Here is a 24,137-nt window from a genome sequence, read left to right as displayed (position 1 = left end):
GAGAGACCGCTGAAGGAGAGAAGCCGTATGCCGACCGGGCGCAAGCAGGCCCCACGTCAGTCGACCGAGCGCACGACGAGCGAGCACAGGCCGGTCGCCCGTCGTGGCGCGGGAGCGAAATCGGCCGAGCGGCGCCGATCCATCGTCGAAGCGGCTCACGCGGTGTTCGCCGAGCGTGGCTACCACGCCGGCTCCTTCCAGGAGATCGCCGATCGCGTCGGGATGAGCCAGACGGGCCTGCTGCACTACTTTCCGACGAAGAGCGAGCTACTGCTCGCAGTGCTTCATCGCCGCGACGAGATCACCGTCGACGCGGCTCCCGAACCGGAAGGGCTCATCCAGGGCATAGTCGGCCGGGCGCGCGCCAACGAGAGCCTCCCGGGCGTGATCGAGCTGTACTCCGTGCTCTGCGCCGAGTCGACCACCGAGGGACATCCAGCGCGCTCCTACTTCGTCGGCCGGTTCGCCGAGATCCGCACCACCTACGCCGCCGAGCTCCGCGCCTTGCAGGCCGAGGGCAGGGTGCGACCCGGGATCGACCCGGAGCGCGCCGCGGCGTCACTGGTCGGCCTGTGGGACGGGCTCCAGGTGCAGTGGCTGCTCGAACCGGAGCGGATCGACGTCGCCGCGTGCTTGCGCGACTACCTCGAGCTGCTGCTCGAGCCGAGCTGACGTTTCCGGGACCGCCGTTCCGCGAGCCAGTCTTTTACGCGGGTGGCAGAAGGACGGGCGGCCGTGATGCGTTGTCGATAATGTTAGAACGTGCGTACGCAGCAATTGCGCGCTTGGGTTGGCTGAGAGTCTCAATAGGTGGGCCGGATGAGGAGGGTGCCGAATGCGGGAAGGACCAGCTGGCGACAAGACGGGCGTGCTCCTGGACGGCGCGCTCCCGCAGGACCCGTTCCCGGACTACGAGCTCCCTGGGGAGCTGGTCATGCGGGACGGGATGCTGGTGCGCCTCGTGCCGGACCACGCAGTGCCTGATGTGCCCGACGACCTGATGCTCAGCGGTCCGATGTTCGGCGGGACGACGTACGGGGTGCCCGACACCATCGCGGGCCTGGACAGGCCTGCGGAATCGGGTCTGCCGCCTGGCGGTCTGCCGGACGGTGTCCCGGTGGCGCTGTGGCCGGTTGATCTGGTGCGCAGGCGCTGAGCGGTCCGCCCCGGTGCTGAGCTGGCGCGGGTGGTGGCCGAGGCCGCACGCCCGGACGCAGAGCTGCTGGGCGACCTGCCCGACGACGTACTTGGTGACCTGGTCACCGCCTGTGGACGCCTGCAGTCTTGGATGGCCGGTACGCAAGCACGAGCCGTGGCCGAGCGCGCCGCCCGGGAGACCAGCCCGCTGGCCCACAGCTCGCTGGTGGGACAGGTCACCAGCGAGCTGGTGGTCACCGGCGCGGAAGCGGCCGAGGTCGTGGTCCGCGCCGAGTCCGGCGCGCAGCACCCCACCGTGATCACCGCGCTGGAGACGGGGCGGATCGACGCGAGGAAGGCCCATACCCTGCTGCGCTCCGCCTCCCACCTGACCGTGGCCGAGCGGGCCGAGGCGATCGCCCGGTTCCTGCCCCACGCGCCCCGGCGCACCTGGAAGTGGTTGCAGTCCCGGATGCTCGCCTTCGCCAAGTCCCGCCACGGGGCAGCCGACGCCGCACGGGCCGCGGCCCAGCACCGCTGCGTCCAGCTCGACCGTGCGGAGAACGACATGGGCTGGCTGTCGGCCTACCTCCCCGCGGCCGACGCCGCGGCCGTCTGGGGCATCGTGGACGACATGGCCCGCCAGCTGCAACGCACCCCGGACGAGGGTCGCGACCTGGGACAGCTCCGCGCGGACTGCCTGACCGGGATCGTCACCGGCCGCCTCCTGCCCGCCGACCGATTCACCGACCCGGGCGCCACGAGCGACAGGAGCACCGAGGCCGACGACCACACGACGACCGGCCAGGTGCGCACGTGTGGCGGTCGAGCGCCCGTCATCAAGGAAACGGTGCAGCTCGTGCGGGTGACGCCTACCCGGCCCGTGGTGCGGGTTACCGTTCCGGCCAGCACGCTCCTGGGCCTGGACGACTCGCCCGGCGACCTGGACGGGTTCGGACCCGTCACCGCGGATCTCGCCGCGCACCTCGCCACCGACGCGACCTGGCAGCGCCTGCTCACCGACCCGGCCACCGGGATCCTGACCGACTACTCGACCACGGCCTACCGGCCCGGCAAAGTGCTGCGCCAGGCGGTGACAGCCCGGGACCAGACGTGCGGTTTCCTGCAGTGCGAGCATCCCGCGGACTGGGACGACCTGGACCACATCGTGCCGTTCGACCATGACCTCGACCCCATGGCGCTCGGGTCCAGCAGGCCGGGACAGACGCGCGCCGACAACCTGCAACCGCTGTGCCGCAGGCATCACCTTCTCAAGACCCACGCGGGCTGGGGCGTCGTGCGCGACCCCGAGACCGGAGTCACGACCTGAACCACCCCCACCGGCCGGACTCACACGCGCCCGCCGACCGTGCTGGACACCCACGTCGAGATCGACCAGGTCGACCCCGACACCAGCTACGACCTCACCCACCGAGCCCTGACCGGCCGCCGCCTGCCCAGCGGCTACAGGCAGACCGAACCCGGAGCTGTACCGAGTGACCCGAACCGACCCGCCGACCCCGACCGACCACCGTTCTGAGCGACGTCCCGCTTCATGTCAGTGGCTCGGCATAGCGTCACCTCCATGAGCAAGCCCGCCGGCGAGCCACGCCCTTTCACAGTTCACGTCCCCGACCAGGTCCTCACCGACCTGCGCGACCGCCTGGCGCGCAGCAGGATCCCCGACGACTCGCCCCGGCGGCCGGCGTCGGGCATGTCCGCCGCCTACCTGCGCGAGCTCGTCGACACGTGGATCGCCTGGGACTGGCGGGCGCGTGAAGCGTGGCTGAACAAGCATCCGCAGTTCATCGCCGAGATCGGCGATGCCGCCGTGCACTTCGTCCATCTGCGGTCGGCTCGGGCCGACGCCCCAGCGCTCCTGGTGCTGCACGGCTGGCCGCACACGTTCGCCCTGCAGCTCGACTTCGCCGACCTGCTGCCCGACTTCCACGTCGTGGTCGCGAGCCTGCCCGGGTTCGGATTCTCCGCGCCCTACGCGACGGGCGAGATGTCGGAGACGCGGCTGGCCGCCACGATGCATGCGCTCATGGCGGACGTGCTCGGCTACGAGCGGTACTTCACGTACGGGGAGGACGTCACGGCCAACGTCAGCGACCTCATCGCGGCCCGCTACCCCGAGCGGGTGGCGGGCATAGTCGCCACGCACGCGCACTTCCCCACCACCGAGGAGCGTGCCGCCCTCGACGACCCGGCCGCCAAGAAGTTCTTCGACGACATCGCCGCGAAGCACCAGTCGGACGGCGCCTACGGCCACGTGCAGGCCACCCGGCCCGACACGCTCGCGGCCGCCCTGAACGACTCCCCCGCCGGGCTGCTGGCGTGGCTGGCCGAGAAGCTCGTCGAGTGGAGCGACACCCCGCCCGGCGACCCGCGCGCGGTCGAGCGGCGCATCTCGCGGGACCGCATCCTCACCGAGGCGACCATCTACTGGGCCACCCAGACGATCGGGTCGTCGTTCCGCCCGTACTACGAGGGCGCCGACCAGCCCGGCCCGATCCCGCCGACGACGGTGCCCGCCGCGGTGTTCATCCAGCGTCACGAGGCGACGTATCCCGAGTCACTCGCGCGCCGCCATTACCTCGACCTGCGCGTGTTCGACCGCCTGGAGGAGGGCGGGCACTTCACGGTTGCCGAGGTGCCCGAGCAGATGGCGGCGCGCGTGCGGGATTTCGTCCGCTCGACGGCGAGCGAAGGCTGAGCCGGTGGTCAGGCCTTGGGCTCGAGCACGATGACCGGGAACTTGCGGTCGGTCTGGGTCTCGTACTCCTTGGCGGCCGGCCAGTACTCGGCCCAGATGCCGTACAGCCGCTCCCACTCGGGAGCCGTCGGGCGCACCACCGTGGTGGCGACACCCACGGTCTGGTCCCCGACCTCGATGGTGGTCTCGCCCGGACCGTCCTCGACGTTCGCGACCCAGGCCGGGTCCTTGGGCGCACCGGCCATCGAGCCGACGAGGACGTAGGCGTCGCCGTCGGTCGCGGCCACGAGGGGCGTCACGTACTCCTTGCCGCTGACCCGCCCGACGTGGTGCAGGAGCACCAGTCGCTTGCCGTCGAAGTATCCGCCGGCGACGTCGGCGCCCAGCACGCCCGCGTTCGCGCGGAACGCCTCGATGATGTCGGTGTTCATGTCTGCCATCTCGTCCTCCTCATGCCTCCGTCGGCCGGCCCGGCCGACGAAACCGGACATTACCCCCTTGGGGTCCGTCCGGATAGACAACGGGAGTCACGCATGCGTCGGCGCCTCGTGGCGGGCATGCTCGGCGGGCTCGAGCTGGAAGGTCGAGTGCTCCACGGGCACGTCGAACTGCGTGGCGACACAGGCCTGCAGAGCGTCGAGGACTGGCGGCGCCTGCCCGTTCCGGAAGCAGGCGTCACGCACCACGACGTGTGCGCTGAGGACCGGCAGGCCCGTGGCCACCAGGGATGCGTGCAGGTCATGGACCTCCTCCACGTTCTCCACCTCCAGCAGCCGGGCCCGGACCTCCTCGAGGTCCATCCCGGGCGGGGTGGACTCCAGCAGCACGCTGGCGGAGTCGGCCAGGAGCCGGACCGCCCGCGGCAGGATCAGGATCGCTATGGCCAGTCCGGCGACGGCGTCGGCCCGCTGCCACCCGGTGGTAGCGATGACGACGGCTGCCACGATCACCGCCACGGACCCGAGCGCGTCGTTCACCACCTCCAGGAACGCCGCGCGCAGGTTGAGCGACGCCGACCTCCCGCCGGCCAGCACCAGCAGAGCCACGACGTTGCCCACCAGGCCCACGATGCCGAAGACCAGCAGGCCCGGCCCGGGCGGATGCGGCGGACCGGCCAGCCGGCTCATGCCCTCGACCACGGCGTAGACGCCCACGGCGAGCAGGACGGCGGCCTGGGCCAGCGCGGCCAGGACCTCCGCGCGCCGGAACCCCCAGGTCCGGCGGGGCGACGGCGGCCGCAGCGCGAGCGAGGCGGCGCCCAGCGCGATGGCGAGGCCCGCCACGTCGGTGAGCATGTGCGCGGTGTCGACCAGGAGCGCAAGGCTTCCCGTGAGCAGGGCGCCGACTGCCTGGGCCACGAAGACCGCCGCCGTGATCCCGAACGCGACGGCCAGCCGCCGCCGGTTGCCCGGTGCGCCCGGCTCGCCGGGGGCACCGTGGTGATGCTGGTGGTCAGTCATGGGCTGCAGCCTCGCTGTGGTCGGCATGGTGGTCGTGGTCGTGGTCGTGCTCCAGCTCGCCCTCCCACGCCTCGCGGCCCTCGTGGACGGCGAACGCCGCGATGACGAACCCGGCCACCGCGTCGACCCAGCCGGCGCCCGTCAGCGCGAAGACCACCAGGCCGAGCAGCGTGGACACGGACAGCAGGACGCAGATCCGGGTCTCGGCGGCGTCGGCCAGGATCAGCGGGTCGGCCAGGGCCACGCCGACGCGGCGCTTGGCCTCGGCCAGCAGGGGCATGACAATCAGCGACGCGATCAGGAGCCCGACCGCGAGCGGTGAGCTCTCGGGCGTCTCGCCGACCACGAGGCTGCGGATGCCCTCGACGGTGACGTACCCGGCCAGCAGGAAGAACGTGATCGCGACGAGCCGCAGCGTGATCCGCTCCTTGCGCTCGTCGGCCTCGCCGTGCCGTAGGCGGGCGGACAGGCGCAGCCCCACCAGAACGGCCGAGATCGACTCGATCCCCGAGTCGATGCCGAACCCGATCACCGAGACCAGCCCGGCCAGGACGCCGGCGATGATCGCCACGACACCCTCGACCACGTTGTAGGCGACCGTGAACTGGGCCAGCCGCAGACCCCGGCGCGTCAGCCGCTCCGTCGTCAGCGCATCCGCATGCGCCCCCGGCCGCGGCGTCGTACTCACGATGACGCCACCTCCGGCCCCGCGGCGTGTGCTGCGGAACCGTCGACCCCGTACACCGGGCACAGCGCCACGGCGTCGCCGGTCAGGCCGAGCAGCCGCTCTGCGGACTCGAGCACCGCGAGCGTCGCCTCGGGATGGGTCAGCGAGAACACGGACGCCCGACCCTGGGGCCGGGACTCGACGAGCCCGCAGTCCCGCAGGCAGGCCAGGTGCTTGGACACCGTCGACTGCGCGAGGCCCAGGTGTCCGGTGAGATCGACCACGCGGTGCTCACCCAGGGCAAGGTGGCGCAGGATCGCGAGCCGCGACGGGTCCGAGAACCCGTGGAACAGGCAGGCCGCCACCGCCATCGCCTCTGGGCCGTCCGGGGCTGGATCGACTATCGTCTCTGTCATCGCCATATGGCGATGCTAGCAGCCCTACTACGCCACCGCGCGGGCATGCCACGCGGGCGCCGTCGCGTCCAGGACCCTCGCCCACGGCGTCGGCCGGACGCCGAACACGCTGCTGGTCTCCGCGGCGTCCACGACGAACGGCCGGTCGAACTGGTACAGCACGCCCAGCGCCTCCCGCAGGAGCGGCACCGCGACGCTCCCGGCACGCAGCACGACGCGCGGCACCCGGCGCAGCCGCGGCTCGCCCGCACCGACCCGCGCCCCCAGCTCGCGCAGCACCTCGCGGACGGTCGCGGGCGGGTTCGACGGGACGAGCCACGCCGAGCCCCAGGCCCGGTCGTCCGCGCCGAGCGCGATGAGGGTCGCGGCGACGTCGTCGACGGCGGTCCAGGTGTGCGGCTGGTCCGGGTCGGCCATCACGGACGCCGGTTTTCCGGCGAGCGTGGCCGCCGCGTACATGGGCAGCAGGCCGTGCGACGCGGGGACGGTCGGCCCGATGTAGTCCGAGGCGCGCGCCTCCGTGACACGCACCCGCCCCGCGCTGTGCGCGGCGAGCGCGTCCCGCCACAGCCGCGCCCGGAGCTCGCCCTTGTGGTCCGACGGCCGGAGCGGCAGGTCCCGGGTCATCTGCCCGTCGACAGGGCCGTAGCCGTAGAGGTTGCTCAGCGTCACGAGCACCGCGCCGGAGACCTCGGCCGCGCGCAGCACCGCCGCGGCCAGCGGGGGCCACCGTTCCTCCCACACCTGGTACGAACCGGGGTTCGCGCAGTTGTACAGCACCTTCGCGCCGCGCGCGGCGTCCGCGAGCGCCGTGGCATTCGTGGCGTCCAGGGCGAGCCGCTCGATGCGGGCGTGCTGCGGACCGCTGCCCGAGCGGGTCACCACCGTGACCGTGCGCCCGGCCTGGGCGAGCCGGAGTGCGAGCGCGGCGCCGACGGGTCCGGCGCCGAGGACGATGTGGGAGGTCATTGGCTCAGGGTGTCATCCATATTCGTCATACAGGTTGCTAACTTGTATGATTACTGACGCACAAGCCCCCGTCGCGAAGGAGCGCCATGACCTACCAGCCCGACGCCATCCGGACCGTGAAGCTCTCCACGGTCACGCTCCCCCTGGCCACCGCCATCTCCGACGCCAAGGTCTTCACCGGCCGACAGAAGCCCATGACCGAGGTCGTCTTCCTGTTCGCGGAGATCTCCACGGAGCAGGGGTTCGAGGGCCTCGGCTTCTCCTACTCCAAGCGCGCCGGGGGCCCCGCCCAGTACGCGCACGCGAAGGAGGTGGCGCAGACCGCCGTCGGCGAGGACCCCAACGACATCGCCAGGCTCTACACGAAGTTGCTGTGGGCGGGCGCGTCGGTCGGCCGCTCCGGCGTGGCGACCCAGGCGCTGGCCGCCATCGACATCGCGCTGTACGACCTCAAGGCCAAGCGTGCGGGCCTGCCGCTGGCCAAGCTGCTCGGCGCGCACCGCGACTCCGTGCGCACCTACAACACCTCCGGCGGCTTCCTGAACGCGAGCATCGAGGAGGTCAAGGAGCGCGCGAGCCAGTCCATCGCCGACGGGATCGGCGGCATCAAGATCAAGGTCGGCCTGCCCGACGGCGCCAAGGACCTGGCCCGCGTCGCCGCCGTCCGCGAGCACATCGGCCCCGACGTCCCGCTCATGGTCGACGCCAACCAGCAGTGGGACCGCAGCACCGCCCTGCGCATGGGCCGGCGCCTGGAGGAGTACGACCTCGTGTGGATCGAGGAGCCGCTGGACGCCTACGACGCCGAGGGCCACGCCGCCCTCGCCGCCGCCCTGGACACCCCCGTCGCCACCGGCGAGATGCTCGCCTCGGTGTCCGAGCACGAGCGCCTCATCGCCACCCGCGCGTGCGACATCATCCAGCCGGACGCCCCGCGTGTCGGCGGTATCACGCAGTTCCTGCGCCTGCTCACGCTCGCCGACCAGGCCGGGCTGGACCTCGCGCCGCACTTCGCGATGGAGATCCACCTCCACCTGGCCGCGACCTACCCGCGCGAACCCTGGGTGGAGCACTTCGACTGGCTCGACCCGCTGTTCGACGAGCGCCTGGAGACCAAGGACGGCCGCATGCTCGTCCCCGACCGCCCCGGCCTCGGGGTGACCCTCAGCGAGCAGGCGCGCGCCTGGACCACGGACAGCGCGGTCTTCGGTCCGCTGTGATGGAAGCATGAGCACATGGCCCAGACGCTGAGCGGCACCCTGGTGGAGACCCTGCGGACCCGCATCGTCAACGGCGAGATCGCCCCTGGCGAGAAGCTGCCCAGCGAGCCGCGGCTCGCGGCCGAGCACCGGGTCAGCCGCACCGTGGTCCGCGAGGCGATCGCCCGCCTGAACCTCGAGGGCCTGGTCCACACCCGGCGGGGCAGCGGCAGCTACGCCCTGACCCCGCCGGCCGACGACGCCGACGGCGCACCGCCGCTGACCCGGTCCCTGGAGGACCGGCTCGCCCTGGTCGAGTACCGGCTGGCGCTGGAGGCCGAGGCCGCCGCGCTCGCCGCCACCCGGCGCACGCCCGCCCAGCTCGCGGCGCTGGCCGACCGCCTCGACGCCCTGGCGTCGTCGGACGGGCACCCGGCCACGGCCATGCAGCACGACTTCGCCTTCCACCGGCTCGTGGCCGAGGCCGCGGCCAACCGGTTCCTGCTGGAGGCCCTTGACCGGCTCGGCCCCCAGATGATCGCCATGCCGCGCGGCCGGCTGGACCTGCACGACGGCGGGCGCTTCACCGCCGTCGTGCAGGAGCACCGTGCCGTGCTCGCCGCGCTGGAAGCGCAGGACCCGCTCGCCGCCGCGGCGGCGATGCGGGTCCATCTGGCGGGCTCGCGGCGCCGCCTCATGCAGGAGTCCGGCGGGGGCGGGACGGCTACCGCGGGGGCTTGACCGCCAGCACCGGCTGCTCCGACTGCAGCAGGATGCGCTGCGCCACCGAGCCCATGATGAACTTTCCCACCGTGCTGCGCCGGCGCAGGCCGATCACGATCAGCGAGGCGTCGTGCTTCTCGGCCAGGTCGAGGATCTCGTCGGTGAAGTCGTCGCGGTGGGTGCCGCGCACCACCTCTGTCGACACCCCGGCCTGCGCGGCCTGCGCCAGCACCCGGTCGAGGTCCTCGTCCGTGGCGACGGTGGTCTCCACGAGCGAGCCCTCCCGCGCCGAGTTGACGACCAGGAGGTTCTCACCCCGGAGCCCGGCCTCGGTGATCGCCACCCGCACGGCGGCCTCCCCCGCCGGCGTCGGGACGTAGCCAACGACGATGCTCATACTGACTCTTCCTCTCGGTTCTTCACGGGCGCCCGGAGCAGGGGCAGCACGGCCACCACCACGAACACCACCAGCAGGGTCGCGGAGATGGGCCGGGTGAAGAAGCCGACGGCGGATCCGTCGAACATCAGCAGCGAGCGCCGCAGGCTGGACTCCAGGAGGGAGCCGAGCACGAACGCCAGGACGAGCGGTCCCGGCTCGAAGCCGAACTTCTTCATCAGGTAGCCGATGGCTCCGAAGACGACGACCAGCAGCACGTCGAACACGGAGCTGTTGATCGTGTAGGCGCCGATCATCGTGATCAGCGCGGTGACCGGCGCGAGGATCGCCGATCGCACGCGCAGGATGCGGACGAAGACGCCGACCAGCGGGATCGACATGATCAGCAGCAGCACGTTGCCGATGTACATCGAGTTGACGACGCCCCAGAACAGCTCGGGGTGCTCGGTCACGAGCTGCGGGCCGGGCGTGATGCCCTGGATGAGGAGCGCGCCGAACATGAGCGCCATGGTGGCGTTCGCGGGGATGCCGAGGGTGAGCAGCGGGATGAACGAGCTGGTGGCGGCGGCGTTGTTCGCCGTCTCCGGGCCGGCGACGCCCTCGATGGCGCCCTTGCCGAAGCGGCTCGGGTCCTTGGCGCGCTTCTTCTCGGCCGCGTAGGCGGCCATGGAGGCGATGGTCGCGCCGCCGCCGGGCAGGATGCCGAGGAAGAACCCGAGCACGGACCCGCGGGTCACGGCGCCGGAGGACTCCCGCAGGTCCTTGCGGGAGGGCCAGACGTTGGCCACCTTGCCCGGCGCCTGCACCGCGCGGTGCCGATCCTCGAGGTTGTAGAGGATCTCGCCGAGGCCGAACAGGCCCATGGCGACGGGGACGAAGTCGATGCCGTCGGCCAGGCTCAGGCTGTCGAACGTGAAGCGTTCGGCGCCGGTGAAGGCGTCGCGCCCGACCGTGGCCAGCAGCAGCCCGATGGCCGCCGCGATCAGCGCCTTGACCTTGGCGCCGGACGCGATGGTCGAGACCAGGAGGATGCCCAGCAGCGCGAGCGCGGCGTACTCGGGCGGCCCGAAGTCTAGGGCGAAGCCCGCCACGAGCGGCGCGAGGAAGGTCAGCCCGATGATCGCGACGGTGCCGCCCACGAAGGAGCCGACGGCGGCGACGCCGAGCGCGGTGCCCGCCCGTCCCTGCCGGGCGAGCGCGTGCCCGTCCAGGACGGTGACCACGGAGCTCGCCTCGCCGGGCAGGCGGAGCAGCACCGAGGTGATGGTGCCGCCGTACTGGGCGCCGTAGAAGATCCCGGCGAGCATGATGATCGCGGTGACCGGCTCCACGCCGTACGTGAGCGGGAGCAGGATGGCGATGGTGGCGGCCGGGCCGAGGCCCGGCAGCACCCCGATGAGCATGCCGATGACCACCCCGACGAGGCAGTACAGGAGGTTCGTCGGTTCCAGCACGACGGCGAAGCCGGCGGCGACGTTCTGCAGCGATTCCACGTGCGGTTCCCTTAGAAGAGGTGCGGGACGTTGGTGCCGAGCGCCCCGACGAAGACCCCGTAGAGCACGCCCACGACGAGCACCGAGTACCCGGCCGCCGAGCGCCAGGACTCACCGCCGAGGAACTTCATCCAGACGAGGCTCAGCAGCAGGGCGGGGATCTCGAACCCGATCACCGGGAGCAGCGCGACCAGCCCCAGGAGGGTCACGAGGCCGGCCAGGGAGAGCAACGAGTAGCGGGAGAACTTCTCGCCGTCGCCGCCCCGTCGTCCGATCAGGACCTGCGCGAGGGACAGCACGACGACGGCGACGCTGATCGCCAGCGGCCACAGCCCCGCCCCCGGCCGCGTCAGCGTGCCGAGGCCCAGAGCCATCGCCCCCACCGCGCCGGCGACGCCGACCGCGGCGGTCACCAGGCAGGCGGCGAGGTTCGCCACCGGGCCCGCGGGCGGCGCCGTGTCGTCGGCCCAGGCCTCGACCGGCCCGGCTGCTGTCGTCTCCACGCCCGCTCAGCCTTCCGCGAGGCTGATGTCGTACTCCTCGGTGAGCGCCTGGTACCTCTCCGCGAGCTCGGTCCACTCGGTGGTGACTTCTTCGCCCGAGATCTCGTGCGGCGTGAGGAGGTTGTTCTCGTTGAACGACGCGTAGGCGTCCGAGGCGATGGCCGCGTCGATCGCCTCCACGAGCCGGGCCTTGACGTCCTCCGGCAGGCCCTTCGGGGCGGCGACCGCACGGTACTGCGAGACGGGCACGTCGTAGCCCTCCTCGACGGCGGTCGGCACGTCGGGCAGGAACTGGTTGCGCTCGGCGGAGAACGCCAGCAGCGGCACCACGTTCCCGGCGTCGATCTGCGGCTTGGCCTCGCCGAGCTGCACCGTGGCCACCTGCACCTGGTCGCCGACGACGGCGGTGAGCGCGGGCGACCCGGAGTCGAACGGGACGGCGGTGCCTTCGATCTCCGCCTGCGCGAACAGGGCGGCCTGCGCGAGCTGCGAGCCGGTGCCCACGCCGGTGGTGCCGTACTTGATGTCGCCGGACGCGTCCTTCAGGTCGTCCAGGTTCTCGAACCCGGACTCCTTGCTGGCGAGCAGCACGTAGTCGTCCTGCGAGAGTCCCTTGAGCACCTCCAGGTCGGCCAGGTCCACCGCCTCGTCCTCGGACACGGCCAGTGGCGTGATCGTGATCAGGGACGCGTTGAGCAGCACCAGCTCGTACCCGTCGGCGGGCTTGCCCGCGACCTCCTCGGTGGCCAGCGCGCCGTTGGCCCCCGCTCGGTTGACCACGGGGACGGACACGCCGAGGTCCTCGGCCATGCCCTCGGCGACCGCGCGGGCGATCAGGTCGGTGGAGCCGCCGGCGTCCTGACCCACGGTGATGGTCACGGGGCCGGTCGGGAAGTCGGACCCCGCGGCGTCTCCTCCGCCGCCCACGTTCCCGCCGCACGCGGCGAGGGTCAAGGCGGCGGCTGCGGCGGTGGCACCCAGGAAAGCCCTGCTGGTGCGCAGGGTTCGGCGGGCAGGAGTGGTCATGACGGCTCTCCTCGTTGAGATCTCAAATGGCATATCCCGGTCGGGCGTTGAGCATAAGAACCCCATACGATGCCTGTCTAAGCCTCTTACTGCATTGCTTGATTCTCGGAAGGCATCGTGTACACCCTCGACCAGGTCCGCTGCTTCTTGGCCGTGGCGGAGGAGCTCCACTTCGGCCGCGCCGCCGAACGGCTCAACATGACCCAGCCCCCGCTGAGCCGCCAGGTGCAGAAGCTCGAGCGCGCCGTCGGGGTGGCGCTGCTCGAACGCGACAACCGCCACGTCGAGCTGACGACGGCCGGCGGCGTGTTCCTCGAGGAGGCCCGCCGCCTCCTCACCGCGGCCGACGCCGCCCCCGCGCTGGCCCGGAAGATCGCCGCGGGCCGGGCGGGCGTGCTGCGCCTCGGCTTCACCGCGGCGTCGGGGTTCAGCCTCCTGGGCACGCTCGTCCAGGAGATCGCCGAGTTCATGCCCGACGTGGACCTCGACCTGCAGGAGCTCGTCACCGTCGAGCAGATCGAGGCGATCCGCCGCGGCGAGCTCGACCTGGCGCTCGGCCGGCCGCCGTTCGACCAGGAGAGCTTCGACTCCCGGCTCCTGCTGTCGGAGGACCTCGTCCTGGCCGTGCCCAACGGGCACCCGCTCGCCCGGCTGGACCGGCCGGTCGCCGTCGCCGACCTGCGCGACCAGCCGGTCGTGGGGCACCACCCCACCAAGGCCCGGTACTTCCACGACATGGTGGTGCGGTACATCGCCGTCGAGCACTCGAACGTCGTGCACGTCGTCAGCCAGATCCTGACCATGTGCTCGCTGGTGGCAGCGGGACGCGGCGTGGCGTTCGTCCCCGAGTCGGCCCGCCTCCTGGGCCTGCCCGGTGTGACGCTCCTCGAGCTCGGAGACGTGCCGCACGGCGTCGTCGAGCTGCACGCCATCTGGAACCGGGACTCGAAGAACCCGGCGCTGCGCGAGTTCCTGCGCTTCCTGCACCGGGTCCACGACTGATCGATGCACCCGAGGCATGACCCGATGCAACATCGGGCTTGGACAGGCATCGTCGGAGGTTCTTAGGTTGGCGCCAACCAGCCGAACCAGCCGGACCAGCACGCCGTCGCCGACGTCTGTCACAGGAGGGGCCCCCTTGGCCACGTATGCACCCCAGGAGCTCGCCGTCGCCCTCAAGGACGGGCTGCTGTCGTTCCCCGTCACCCCGTTCGGCGGGGACGGGGAGATCGACGAGGAGCGGTACCGCGACCACATCGACTGGCAGTCGAGCTTTCAGATCGGCGGCCTCTTCGCCGCGGGCGGCACGGGCGAGGGCTTCAGCCTGACGCCCGAGGAGTCGGCCCGCGTGGTGCGGCTCGCCGTCGAGACCGCCGCCGGACGCACCCCGGTGCTCGGCAGCGCGGGCGGCAACACCGCCCAGGCGATCCAGAACGCGCGGGCCGCCGAGGCCGCCGGCGCCGAAGGGCTCCTCCTGCTGCCCCCGTACCTGACCGAGTGCGACCAGGACGGGCTGCTGGAGCACGCCTCGGCCGTGTGCGGGTCCACGAGCCTCGGGGTGATCGTCTACAACCGCGGCAACGCCGTGTACTCGGCGCAGACCGTGGCGCGGCTGGCCGAGCGGCACCCCAACTTCATCGGGTTCAAGGACGCTATCGGCGACATCGAGCAGCTCACCCACGTCACCGTCCTGAACGGGGACCGGCTTTTCTACCTGGGCGGGCTGCCCACCGCGGAGACCTTCGCCCTGCCGCTCCTGCAGCTCGGCATGAGCACCTACTCCTCGGCCATGTACAACTTCGTGCCCGAGTTCGCCCTCGCGTTCTACCGCGACGTCCGCAGCCTGGACCACGCGGCCGTCACCGAGAAGCTCAGCCGTTTCGTGCTGCCCTACCTCGACATCCGCGACCGCGCCAAGGGGTACGGCGTGTCCATCGTCAAGGGCGGCATGAAGGCCGTGGGCCGCGACATGGGCAGCGTGCGCGCACCCCTGCAGGACCTCACCGCCCAGGACCTCGCGGACCTCAGCACACTGATCAAGACCGCCGACGTCCACCCCGAAGGAGACCTGCGATGACCACCGAGCTCACGGGCCACTCGATCGTCGCCGGAGCGCCCCTGGCGGGCACCGCCGGCACCGTCGCCGGGCAGGATCCGGCGACCGCCCAGGCGCTCGAACCCGCCTACTCCCTACTCGACGACGCGCAGGTCGCCCAGGCGACCGCGGCCGCGCAGGAGGCCTTCGCAACCTTCTCCACTCTCGCGCCCGAGCCCCACGCGCGTTTCCTGGAGCAGGTAGCGGCGAACATCGACGCCCTGGCGCCCGACGTGGTCGCGCGGGCCATGCGGGAGACCGGCCTCCCGGCGGCGCGCCTGACGGGCGAGGTCGCCCGCACCACCGGCCAGCTCCGCCTGTTCGCGCAGGTGGTGCGCCAGGGCGACCACCGCGGCGTGCGGATCGACCCGGCCCTGCCGGACCGCACTCCCCTGCCCCGCGCCGACATCCGGCAGCGCAAGGTGCCGCTCGGGCCAGTCGCGGTGTTCGGCGCGAGCAACTTCCCGCTCGCCTTCTCCACCGCGGGCGGCGACACCGCCTCGGCGCTCGCGGCGGGCTGCCCCGTGGTCGTCAAGGCGCACAACGCGCACCCGGGCACTGCCGAGCTCGTGGGCCGCGCGGTGGCCGACGCCGTCGCGCAGTGCGGCCTGCACCCGGGCGTGTTCTCCCTGGTCTACGGGCCGGGCAACGCCGTTGGCCAGGCCCTGGTGTCCGACCCCGCGATCAAGGCGGTCGGCTTCACCGGCTCGCGCGGCGGCGGCCTCGCGCTCGTCGCGGCGGCCGCCGCCCGCCCCGTTCCGATCCCCGTCTACGCCGAGATGAGCTCGATCAACCCGACGATCCTGCTCGACGGCGCCCTGGCCGGCGACGTCGACGCGCTCGCCGCCGGGTACCTCACGTCGGTGACCGGCTCGTCGGGCCAGCTCTGCACCGCGCCCGGGCTCGTCTTCGTGCCGAGCGGCCCGCGGGGCGACGCGTTCGTCGAGGCCGCGGGGCGCGCCGCCGCGGCTGCCGCCGGGCAGACCATGCTCACGGCCGGCATCGCCGAGGCCTGGCAGGACGGCGTCGACAGGCTGGCGGCCCAGGACGGCGTTCGGCTCGTCGGGGCGGGTACGCCCGGAGACACCCACAACGCCCCCGCACCGGCCGTGTTCGCGAGCGCCGTACCGGCCCTGCTGAGCAACCCGGTGCTGCAGGCCGAGATCTTCGGCGCGGCCTCCCTGGTGGTCCGGTACGCCGACGCCGACGAGCTCCTGTCCGCCGTCGAGCGGCTGGAGGGGCAGCTCACCGTGACGCTGCACCTGACCGAGGACGACCGGGAGACCGCAGCCCGGCTGCTGCCCGTCCTGGAGCGCACCGCCGGCCGCATCCTCGCGAACGGCTGGCCCACCGGCGTCGAGGTGGGGCACGCGATGGTGCACGGCGGCCCGTTCCCCGCGACGTCGGACGCCCGCGGCACCTCCGTGGGGACGCTCGCGATCGAGCGGTTCCTGCGCCCCGTGGCCTACCAGAACCTGCCCGAGTACCTGCTCCCCGAGCCGGTCCGGTCGGACAACCCGTGGCACCTGACGCGGCGGGTGGACGGGGTTCTCGACGTCGTGCTCGGCGCCACGGAGCCCGAGCCGAGCGGGGCCGCCCGGTGACCGGCCACCCCACGATCGCCCGCGTCGAGGTGGTGCCCGTCGCGGGCCACGACTCGATGCTGCTGAACCTGTCCGGCGCGCACGCCCCGTTCTTCACGCGGAACATCGCGATCGTCACCGACTCCGACGGGCGGACCGGGCTCGGAGAGGTGCCCGGCGGGGAGAAGATCCGGGCCACGATCGAGGAGGCCGGCCGGCTCGTCGTCGGGCAGCCGGTGGCGCGCTACCGCAGCCTGCTGCGTGAGGTCTCGCGGACCTTCGCCGACCGCGACGCGGGCGGGCGCGGCCTGCAGACCTTCGACCTGCGCACCACCGTGCACGCGGTCACGGCCCTGGAGTCCGCGCTGCTGGACCTGCACGGTCAGGACCTGGGCCTGCCGGTGGCCGAGCTGCTCGGCGACGGAGCCCAGCGGGAGGCCGTGCCCATGCTCGGCTACCTTTTCTACGTGGGCGACCCGGGTGCGACCGACCTGCCGTACCTGCGCGGGGACGACGACTCCGACGCGTGGGGCCGGCTGCGCCGCGAGCAGGCCATCACGCCCGACGACGTCGTGCGGCTCGCCGAGGCCGCCCAGAGGCGCTACGGCTTCACCGACTTCAAGCTCAAGGGCGGCGTGCAGGCCGGGGACCTGGAGGTCGACACCGTCGTCGCGCTCAAGGAGCGGTTCCCCGACGCCCGGATCACGCTCGACCCCAACGGCGGCTGGCCGCTGGCCGAGGCGATCCGGCTGGGGAGGCGCATGCGCGGCGTCGTCGCCTACGCCGAGGACCCGTGCGGCGCGGAGGGCCGGTTCTCCGGCCGGGAGGTCATGGCGGAGTTCCGGCGGGCGACGGGCCTGCCGACCGCGACCAACATGATCGCCACGGACTGGCGCGAGATGGCGCACGCCGTGCGCGCGGGCGCCGTCGACATCCCGCTGGCGGACCCGCACTTCTGGACCATGGCCGGCTCGGTGCGCGTGGCCCAGCTCTGCCACGAGTTCGGCCTGACCTGGGGGTCGCACTCCAACAACCACTTCGACATCTCGCTGGCCATGTTCACGCACGTCGGCGCTGCCGCTCCCGGCACGATCACCGCGCTGGACACCCACTGGATCTGGCAGGACGGGCAAGGCCTGACGAAGGCGCCGCCCCAGATCTCCGGCGGCGAGATCCGAGTGCCGACCACGCCCGGGCTCGGCGTCGAGCTGGACCGCGAGCGCCTGGCCCGGGCGCACGAGCTCTACCTGGAGCACGGGCTCGGGGCGCGGGACGACGCGATGGCAATGCAGTACCTGGTTGAGGGGTGGGAGTTCGACCCGAAGCGACCGTGCCTGGTTCGATGAGCTGACCTCCGTTCAGCATGCGTCTGCTGCGGGATCCACCGTCGGATCCCGCAGCAGACGCATGCTGAACAACAGCCAGCTATCGGCCGGCAGTCAGATTGCCGGTCGGCTCGAGCGCCTTCGCGCCCGGGTTGCCGTTCTGGTCCGCGGCGGCGTCCCCGCCGTCCGCGGCGCCCGCGGCGTCGTCCGGACCGCCGTGCAGGTCGTCCATCGCGGTCTCGTCGAACGGGATCCCGCCCGCGAGGACCTGGCTCACGCGCTCGCGGTCGATCTCGCGCGTCCAGGTGCCGATGACCACCGTCGCCACGGCGTTGCCGGTGAAGTTGGTCAGTGCGCGCGCCTCGGACATGAAGCGGTCGATGCCGACGATGATCCCCACGCCGTCGACCAGGTCGGGGCGGTAGGTCTGCAGGCCGCCGGCGAGGGTGGCGAGGCCGGCGCCGGTGACCCCGGCCGCGCCCTTGGAGGCGATGATCATGAAGGCGAGCATGCCGATCTGCTCGGGGATCGACATGGGCACGCCCAGGGCCGACGCGATGAACAACGACGCCATGGTCAGGTAGATCGCCGTGCCGTCCAGGTTGAACGAGTACCCGGTCGGCACCGTGATGCCCACCACGGGCTTGGAGACGCCGAGGTGCTCCATCTTGGCGATCAGGCGCGGCAGGGCCGCCTCGGACGAGGAGGTGCTGACGATCAGCAGGTACTCACGCGCCAGGTACTTCATGAGCCGGAAGATGTTCACGCCGGACACCAGCCGCAGCACGGTGCCGAGCACGACGACGATGAACACGATGCACGTCAGGTAGAACCCGGCCATCAGGGTGCCCAGCGCGACGACCGCGCCCCACCCGGTCTCGCCGACGACGCCGGCGATGGCACCGAAGGCGCCGACCGGCGCGACCCACAGGATCATCGTCAGCACGCGGAACACGATCGCCTGGATCAGCCGCACCGCGTCCAGCGCGGGCTTCCCGCGCGCGCCGAGCTGCTGGATCGCGAACCCGACCAGCAGCGCCACGAACAGGGTCTGCAGCACGGACTCGCCGCTGAGCGGCGAGACGAGCGTGGTGGGGATGATCCCGAGCACGAAGTCCACCAGGGACGATGCCTCGCCCTCGGCCTCGTAGGTCACGCCCGCGACGGACAGGCCCTCGCCCGGGTGCAGCACGTTGCCGACGACCAGGCCGATCACCAGTGCGAACGTCGACATGGTCAGGAAGTAGAGCAGCGCCAGCCCGCCCACGCGGCCCACGGTCGCGGCCTTCGCGATGGACCCGATGCCGAGCACGATGGTGCAGAAGATGACGGGCGAGATCATCATCTTGATCAGTGCGACGAACCCGGTACCGATCGGCTTCAGCGCCACTCCGGTCTCGGGCGACGCCAGTCCGACGATGACGCCGGCCACGACGGCGACGATCACCGCCAGGTACAGGTAGTGACTCTTGTCGAGCCGGCGGCGCGGGGTGGTCCCGGCGCCGGCGGGCTGCATTGCCGCCATGGTGTGTTCCTCTCACAACGCTGTGTGGTCGTGACAAGAGTGCTGGGGACAGCAGCGAAACCGCCTATTGCGTACATAGTGTTCTCAGGCGGTATTCCCGGCGGCTCGGCCAGGCGACAATGGGTCCGTGGCGCAACGACGAGGTGCGAGTATCGCGAGGTGGTTCCTCGCCATGCACACGGCGCTGCTGTTCGTGGGCGCCGTCGTCGTGTTCGGGCTCCTGGTGCTCGATGCCCGGTCCACGGCGCAGACCTACGCGGGCAAGGAGAGCACGGACCTCGCGGCCACGGTGGCGGCGGACTCGCTGGTGATCGACACGGTCGCCCGCGCGCACGCGGCCGCCGAGACGGACCGCGCCGGCTCGGTCGCCGACGCGTCGGCGGAGCTCCAGCCGTACGCCGAGCGCGTCATGGCGACCACCGAGATCGACTACCTGACCGTCATGGACACCGACCGCACGCGCTACACGCACCGCAACCCGTGGCAGATCGGCCGCCCGTTCGTGGGCAGCACGGCCCCGGCGCTCCGTGGTGAGTCGTTCACCGAGGTCTATGACGGCACCCTCGGCCCGTCGGTGCGCGCCGTCGTCCCCATCATGACGGACGACGGCGAGGTGGTGGGCCTCGTGTCGGCCGGGGTGACGCTCGACCGGCTGTGGGACAGCATCGTCCCGCGCCTGGTGATCGTCGGCGTCGGGACGCTCCTGGCGTTCGGCGCCGGTGCCGTCGCCGCGGCCCTGCTCGCGCGCCGGCTCGACCGGATCACGGAGAGCAAGGGCCCGGACGAGCTGGCCCACCTCTTCACCGCGCACGAGGCGGTGCTGCACTCGGTCGAGGAGGGCATGCTGCTCGTCGAGGACGGCACGGTAGTCCTCGCCAACGACGAGGCGCTGCGCCTGCTCGACGTCCCGGACCTCGCGGCCCCCTTCGCCGTGGCCGACCCGCGGCTGTCCCCGGCCGTCCACGACATCCTGGCCGGCACCGCGCCGGAGGGGCCGGTCCGCGTCGGCGACCGGGTGCTGCTCGTGGGCCGCGACACCGCCGCGGCCGCCGGCCGGAACGTCGGCGAGATCGTGTCCCTGCGGGACCGCACCGAGCTGCAGCGTGTCACCGGCGAGCTGTCCTCGGTGCGCACCATCTCGGAGGCGCTGCGTGCCCAGACCCACGACTTCAGCAACCGCCTGCACACGATCGCCACGCTCATCGAGCTGGGCCGCAGCGACGAGGCCCTGCGGTTCGTCGCCGGCGAACGGGAGCTCGGCCAGCGGCTCACGGACCGCGTCGTGGAGGCGATCGAGGAGCCGGTCATCGCCGCGCTCGTCCTGGGCAAGGCCGCGCAGGCGCGCGAACGCGCCGTGGAGATGCACTTCGAGACGCACCTGGCGCCGGGCACGCACTGGCTGGAGCCCGTGGACGTCGTCACGATCCTGGGCAACCTCATCGACAACGCGATAGACGCCGCGGCGGCCCGCGCCCTGGAGGGCACGCCGGAGCCGGCGTGGGTCGAGGTCTACCTCGCCAACGGCGACGACGGTTCCCTGGTGTTCCAGGTCTCAGACAGCGGACCCGGCATCGCCGACGCCGACCTGGACCAGATCTTCGACCCCGGCTGGAGCACCAAGGACGCCGCGGCCGGCGGCCGAGGCTACGGTCTCGCGCTCGTGCGCCAGGTGGTCGAGAGCCTCGGCGGCGGGATCGAGGTGTCCAGCGGCGCAGGGGCGGTCTTCACGGTCACGCTCCCCCGCCCCGCGGCGTCCCCGCCGTCGCCCCCGCCCGCCCGGGTGAGCGGCTCGGTGGGTCGCCTGTGATCCGGGTCCTGGTGGTGGAGGACGACCACCGCACCGCCGAGGCGCACGGCGAGTACGTGCGCCGCGTGGACGGCTTCGAGCTCGCCGGGGTGGTGCACACGGCGGGCGAGACCGTCCGCGCGCTGCGCGACGCGCAGGCCGCCGGGCAGGAGGTGCACCTGCTCCTGCTGGACATGAACCTGCCCGACCGGCACGGCCTGGTCCTGTGCCGCCAGCTGCGCGCGGCCGGCCTGGTGGTGGACGTCATCGCCGTGACCGCGGCCCGCGAGCTCGAGACGGTGCGCGAGGCCGTCGCCATCGGCGTCGTGCAGTACCTCATCAAGCCGTTCGCGTTCGGGCTGTTCGCCGAGAAGCTCGGCGCGTACCGCAAGTACTTCGACCAGATGCGCTCGCCCGTCTCCACGCTCAGCCAGCGCGAGGTGGACACGGCGTTCGCGGCGCTGCGCACGTCCAACGCCGCCGGGCTCCCGAAGGGCCTGTCCCAGGACACGCTGGACGCCGTGTCCGACCTGCTCGCCCGGCAGCCCGGCGCGCTGTCGGCGAGCGAGGTGGCGGACGAGCTCCACCTGGCGCGCATCACCGCACGCCGCTACCTGGAGTACCTCGCCGACCGCGGCGTCGCCACCCGCGCGCCGCGGTACGGGGCCCGCGGGCGGCCGGAGCTCGAGTACGAGCGGCAGCGGCCGGCCTGAGCCGATCCGGCGCGAGTCAGCCGGACACCGGCGCGGCGAACGCCCGGTTCGCCCCGCCGCGTTCGAGGACGAGCTCCTCGCCGTCGACGGCGACGACCAGCCAGCCGGCCTTGCCGTGGCCGACGAGGGACGCGACGTCGCAGTCGAGCGGGAGCCGGACGGCCTCCAGGCCCGAGCCGAGGTAGGTCTCGCGGACCTCGCGCGACGCGTCGAACCATTGCTCGATCGCCACCGGGTCTGCCCCCTGGTCCACCCCGCCGAGGTACCCGCGCAGCTCGGCCAGCGACTTGATCAGGGCGTCGAGGTCGCCGGCCACGCTCGCCGCGTTGTGCACGACCATGTTGGCCGTCCGGTGCGTGCCCGTCCCGGCGACCCGCGTCCCGTCCCGGAAGGACCCGGCCGCGAGCACGGCGGCCGCCCTCGGGCTGTCGACGCTGCCCAGGGACGCGAGCAGGGCCGAGGCGAGCACGTGCGGCGTATGGCTGATCGTCGCGACCGCCTGGTCGTGCGTCACCGGGTCCAGCACGCTGATCCGCGCGGAGAAGTGCCGCATCAGGAAGCGGATCATCGCACGGGTGGCGGGAGCGGGTGTGGTGTCGTCGGCCGTGACCGCCCACGAGATCCCGCTGAGCAGGTCTGCGTCGGAGACCTCGAACCCCACCTCGGCCTTGCCCGCCATCGGGTGGCACCCGACGAAGCTCCCGCCGAGGCCGGCCGACCGGGCGATCTCGTGCACCTCGCCCTTCACGCTGGCGACGTCGATGACCGTCTGGCCAGGCACCGACCAGGCCCTGACCTCGGCGAACGACGCGGCGAGCTGGTCGATCGGGGCGGCGACGACGACGAGATCCTGAGCGCCCAGCCAGTCCCCGACGCTGGAGTGGACCGCTATGCCGGCGTCGGCGGCCATGGCTCGCGTCCCAGGGTCGGGGTCGTACCCCGCGACGGCCAGGCCCCCTCGGACCAGGTTCTTGCCGATCGACCCGCCGATCTGCCCCAGCCCGAGCACTCCGACACGGTTCATCGGTCGCTCCCTCTGTCGCCGTCGGACCGGTCTCCTGCGACGGGCTCCTCCCCCGGGTCCAGCATGGTGGGGCCGGTGCCGTCGGCAGGCGGACGCACGAACATGAGCCGCCCGCTCGACGTCCCGTCGGATGCGGTGGTGGACGTCCAGTAGCCCACCATCCGGTCGTAGCCCTCACGGCCGATGGGCTGAAGGACCAGGAAGCCGGCCCTGCTCGGGTACTGCGGTCCGGTGTAGTTCACCTCGTAGCGGATGTGCAGCTGCCGCTCGCTGAACTCCACGAAGGTCGACTCCGTGTGCCCGAGGAACGAGTGCCAGTTCGTCCCTTCGCCGCGGTAGCACGCGAGGAGCGACTCCTCGTCCGCGAAGAGCTGGACCGAGTAGTACAGGCCGTTCCGGCGGCCGGAGATCTCGGCCAGTCCCCAGTTCGACGACGACGACCGGTACATCCAGATGCCGCGCACCGCCCTGGTACGGAGGCGGCGGGCCGCTCCCTCGACGAGCGCGACGATCCCCGCGAGCGACACCGCCGCGAGGAGCACCTGCACGACCGGGTGGATGTCGCCCGTCTGCGCACTGGTCGAGACCACGAGTATCGAGTAGGCGACGACGGCGATGCCGAACGCTCCGCTCCGCACCGTCTCCGCGTCCCGGTCCCACAAGAACTGCTCGACCCGCCGCACCGAACCTCCTGAAAACAGCCATCGACCTGGGACAACGTCACGCAGGCCACAACACTACTGGGGCGCTCGACCGCGGCGCTGCACATCGCCCGCTCCGATGATGTGGCTATCCTTGTGGTCGACATGGGCCTCTTGACCACATTCCGCTCGCTGCTCGCCGACCGTAGGCGAGGGCTGGCGCGCGTGCTGGTCATCATGACTCTGGTCTTCGGCGTCGGGCTCGTGCACGCGACGAGCGTGGCGAACGCGCACTCCGCGCCCGTCGTCGCCGTGGCGGACCACCACACCGACTCCGCCGAGACCGCGGTGCAGGCCTCCGCCGCGCACTCCCATGGCCTCACCATCGCCGAGGAGAGCGACGGCGACTGCTCGCCCGGGTGCGGCAGCCACCACGACGCCGCGACGCTGTGCCTGATGGTGCTCGTCGCACTGCTCGCCGTCGTGGTCCCCAAACGGGCGGCGGTCATGCGCCTGGTACCGGTCTGGGCGTTCATGGCCCGGTGGGCGCTGCCCGCCGCACCGGTCGGGACCGCACCGTCCCTGCACGCGCTCGGGATCTCTCGGACCTAGAAGAACCGCAGCAGCCGGCGCCCGTACGGCGTCGGCCGATCGCGCGTGCCCACCCAGGGGTTCGCGTGTGTGGTTCTCCCCGAGAAGAAAGGTCCATCACACCTATGGAGCGCAACACCGTTCT

25 protein-coding genes are annotated in these 24,137 nt (G+C 72.2%); 13 read left to right on the top strand and 12 right to left on the bottom strand.

Annotated elements, in window-relative coordinates:
• Window positions 1–27 precede the first annotated feature (27 nt).
• The 4 genes from IE250_RS21870 to IE250_RS21860 all read left to right on the top strand — a co-directional run bounded on the left by IE250_RS21870 (window position 28) and on the right by IE250_RS21860 (window position 3,856).
• Entirely contained in the window at window positions 28–672 is a 645-nt protein-coding gene (locus tag IE250_RS21870; RefSeq protein ID WP_189671418.1) for a TetR/AcrR family transcriptional regulator, read from the top strand.
• Window positions 673–835: 163 nt separating this feature from the next.
• Window positions 836–1,156 (top strand): hypothetical protein, encoded by a 321-nt coding sequence (locus tag IE250_RS24700; RefSeq protein WP_229872687.1) that lies wholly within the window; start codon window positions 836–838, stop codon window positions 1,154–1,156.
• A gap of 33 nt (window positions 1,157–1,189) precedes the next feature.
• Complete coding sequence (locus IE250_RS21865) at window positions 1,190–2,467, top strand: HNH endonuclease signature motif containing protein (RefSeq protein WP_229872686.1); 1,278 nt, start codon at window positions 1,190–1,192, stop codon at window positions 2,465–2,467.
• 255 nt (window positions 2,468–2,722) lie between these two features.
• Window positions 2,723–3,856, top strand: coding sequence for an epoxide hydrolase family protein (locus IE250_RS21860; RefSeq protein ID WP_189671417.1), 1,134 nt, complete (start codon window positions 2,723–2,725; stop codon window positions 3,854–3,856).
• An 8-nt stretch (window positions 3,857–3,864) separates the two neighbouring features.
• Here IE250_RS21860 and IE250_RS21855 read toward each other — a convergent pair whose 3' ends face one another.
• The 5 genes from IE250_RS21855 to IE250_RS21835 all read right to left on the bottom strand — a co-directional run bounded on the left by IE250_RS21855 (window position 3,865) and on the right by IE250_RS21835 (window position 7,368).
• On the bottom strand, window positions 3,865–4,296 hold the full coding sequence (locus tag IE250_RS21855; protein ID WP_229872685.1) for a nitroreductase/quinone reductase family protein: 432 nt from the start codon (window positions 4,294–4,296) through the stop codon (window positions 3,865–3,867).
• A gap of 87 nt (window positions 4,297–4,383) precedes the next feature.
• The gene (locus IE250_RS21850; RefSeq protein WP_189671416.1) at window positions 4,384–5,316 is read right to left on the bottom strand and encodes a cation diffusion facilitator family transporter; all 933 of its coding nucleotides are present in this window, start codon (window positions 5,314–5,316) and stop codon (window positions 4,384–4,386) included.
• Window positions 5,309–6,004: a cation diffusion facilitator family transporter gene (locus IE250_RS21845; protein ID WP_189671415.1), complete on the bottom strand. Its 696-nt coding sequence runs from the start codon at window positions 6,002–6,004 to the stop codon at window positions 5,309–5,311. The genes IE250_RS21850 and IE250_RS21845 overlap by 8 nt, the downstream gene beginning before the upstream one ends.
• On the bottom strand, window positions 6,001–6,405 hold the full coding sequence (locus IE250_RS21840; RefSeq protein ID WP_189671414.1) for an ArsR/SmtB family transcription factor: 405 nt from the start codon (window positions 6,403–6,405) through the stop codon (window positions 6,001–6,003). The genes IE250_RS21845 and IE250_RS21840 overlap by 4 nt, the downstream gene beginning before the upstream one ends.
• Before the next feature lie 21 nt (window positions 6,406–6,426).
• Window positions 6,427–7,368, bottom strand: coding sequence for an NAD-dependent epimerase/dehydratase family protein (locus IE250_RS21835; protein WP_189671413.1), 942 nt, complete (start codon window positions 7,366–7,368; stop codon window positions 6,427–6,429).
• A gap of 86 nt (window positions 7,369–7,454) precedes the next feature.
• On the opposite strand from IE250_RS21835, the gene IE250_RS21830 reads away from it, so the two are divergent.
• Both IE250_RS21830 and IE250_RS21825 read left to right on the top strand, forming a co-directional pair.
• A complete protein-coding gene (locus tag IE250_RS21830; protein ID WP_189671412.1) occupies window positions 7,455–8,588 on the top strand; it encodes an L-talarate/galactarate dehydratase in 1,134 nt (377 codons plus the stop codon).
• A gap of 15 nt (window positions 8,589–8,603) precedes the next feature.
• On the top strand, window positions 8,604–9,308 hold the full coding sequence (locus IE250_RS21825) for a FadR/GntR family transcriptional regulator (RefSeq protein WP_189671411.1): 705 nt from the start codon (window positions 8,604–8,606) through the stop codon (window positions 9,306–9,308).
• Here IE250_RS21825 and IE250_RS21820 read toward each other — a convergent pair.
• Genes IE250_RS21820 through IE250_RS21805 form a run of 4 tightly spaced genes read right to left on the bottom strand, consistent with a single transcriptional unit; the run spans window position 9,292 to window position 12,709 of the window.
• A complete protein-coding gene (locus IE250_RS21820) occupies window positions 9,292–9,687 on the bottom strand; it encodes a universal stress protein (protein WP_189671410.1) in 396 nt (131 codons plus the stop codon). The genes IE250_RS21825 and IE250_RS21820 overlap by 17 nt on opposite strands.
• Complete coding sequence (locus IE250_RS21815) at window positions 9,684–11,180, bottom strand: tripartite tricarboxylate transporter permease (RefSeq protein WP_189671409.1); 1,497 nt, start codon at window positions 11,178–11,180, stop codon at window positions 9,684–9,686. Before IE250_RS21815 ends, IE250_RS21820 begins: the two co-directional genes overlap by 4 nt.
• Before the next feature lie 11 nt (window positions 11,181–11,191).
• Window positions 11,192–11,683, bottom strand: coding sequence for a tripartite tricarboxylate transporter TctB family protein (locus IE250_RS21810; RefSeq protein WP_189671408.1), 492 nt, complete (start codon window positions 11,681–11,683; stop codon window positions 11,192–11,194).
• Window positions 11,684–11,689: 6 nt separating this feature from the next.
• A complete protein-coding gene (locus IE250_RS21805; protein ID WP_189671407.1) occupies window positions 11,690–12,709 on the bottom strand; it encodes a tripartite tricarboxylate transporter substrate binding protein in 1,020 nt (339 codons plus the stop codon).
• A gap of 117 nt (window positions 12,710–12,826) precedes the next feature.
• Between IE250_RS21805 and IE250_RS21800 the strand changes: the two genes are divergently transcribed.
• From IE250_RS21800 to IE250_RS21785, 4 genes are all read left to right on the top strand, one after another.
• Window positions 12,827–13,711: a LysR family transcriptional regulator gene (locus IE250_RS21800; protein WP_189671406.1), complete on the top strand. Its 885-nt coding sequence runs from the start codon at window positions 12,827–12,829 to the stop codon at window positions 13,709–13,711.
• Between the two features lie 136 nt (window positions 13,712–13,847).
• The gene (gene kdgD, locus IE250_RS21795; RefSeq protein ID WP_189671405.1) at window positions 13,848–14,786 is read left to right on the top strand and encodes a 5-dehydro-4-deoxyglucarate dehydratase; all 939 of its coding nucleotides are present in this window, start codon (window positions 13,848–13,850) and stop codon (window positions 14,784–14,786) included.
• Window positions 14,783–16,408, top strand: coding sequence for an aldehyde dehydrogenase (NADP(+)) (locus IE250_RS21790; protein WP_189671404.1), 1,626 nt, complete (start codon window positions 14,783–14,785; stop codon window positions 16,406–16,408). The genes kdgD and IE250_RS21790 overlap by 4 nt, the downstream gene beginning before the upstream one ends.
• Window positions 16,405–17,733, top strand: coding sequence for an enolase C-terminal domain-like protein (locus tag IE250_RS21785; protein WP_189671403.1), 1,329 nt, complete (start codon window positions 16,405–16,407; stop codon window positions 17,731–17,733). The genes IE250_RS21790 and IE250_RS21785 overlap by 4 nt, the downstream gene beginning before the upstream one ends.
• A 79-nt stretch (window positions 17,734–17,812) precedes the next feature.
• Here the strand turns inward: IE250_RS21785 and IE250_RS21780 are convergent, their stop codons facing one another.
• A complete protein-coding gene (locus IE250_RS21780; protein WP_308434178.1) occupies window positions 17,813–19,237 on the bottom strand; it encodes a cation:dicarboxylate symporter family transporter in 1,425 nt (474 codons plus the stop codon).
• 127 nt (window positions 19,238–19,364) lie between these two features.
• Between IE250_RS21780 and IE250_RS21775 the strand changes: the two genes are divergently transcribed.
• Together IE250_RS21775 and IE250_RS21770 are read left to right on the top strand one after the other, a co-directional pair.
• Window positions 19,365–21,044 (top strand): sensor histidine kinase, encoded by a 1,680-nt coding sequence (locus tag IE250_RS21775; protein WP_189671402.1) that lies wholly within the window; start codon window positions 19,365–19,367, stop codon window positions 21,042–21,044.
• Window positions 21,041–21,736 carry a response regulator gene (locus IE250_RS21770; protein ID WP_189671401.1) on the top strand — a complete coding sequence of 232 codons (696 nt, stop codon included), beginning with the start codon at window positions 21,041–21,043 and terminating at the stop codon, window positions 21,734–21,736. Before IE250_RS21775 ends, IE250_RS21770 begins: the two co-directional genes overlap by 4 nt.
• A gap of 16 nt (window positions 21,737–21,752) precedes the next feature.
• On the opposite strand, the gene IE250_RS21765 is transcribed toward IE250_RS21770, so the two are convergent.
• Window positions 21,753–22,760: a prephenate dehydrogenase gene (locus IE250_RS21765; protein WP_189671400.1), complete on the bottom strand. Its 1,008-nt coding sequence runs from the start codon at window positions 22,758–22,760 to the stop codon at window positions 21,753–21,755.
• On the bottom strand, window positions 22,757–23,443 hold the full coding sequence (locus tag IE250_RS21760) for a hypothetical protein (protein WP_189671399.1): 687 nt from the start codon (window positions 23,441–23,443) through the stop codon (window positions 22,757–22,759). The genes IE250_RS21765 and IE250_RS21760 overlap by 4 nt, the downstream gene beginning before the upstream one ends.
• A 123-nt stretch (window positions 23,444–23,566) precedes the next feature.
• Here IE250_RS21760 and IE250_RS21755 point away from each other — a divergent pair, with 123 nt between their 5' ends.
• On the top strand, window positions 23,567–24,013 hold the full coding sequence (locus IE250_RS21755; protein WP_189671398.1) for a hypothetical protein: 447 nt from the start codon (window positions 23,567–23,569) through the stop codon (window positions 24,011–24,013).
• Window positions 24,014–24,137 lie beyond the last annotated feature (124 nt).

Origin of the sequence: Promicromonospora soli, assembly GCF_014653785.1 — a bacterium.
GTDB classification, from domain to species: Bacteria; Actinomycetota; Actinomycetes; order Actinomycetales; family Cellulomonadaceae; genus Promicromonospora; species Promicromonospora soli.
Note: the sequence above shows the minus strand (reverse complement) of the source record. Positions and strands in the feature narration are given on the sequence as shown.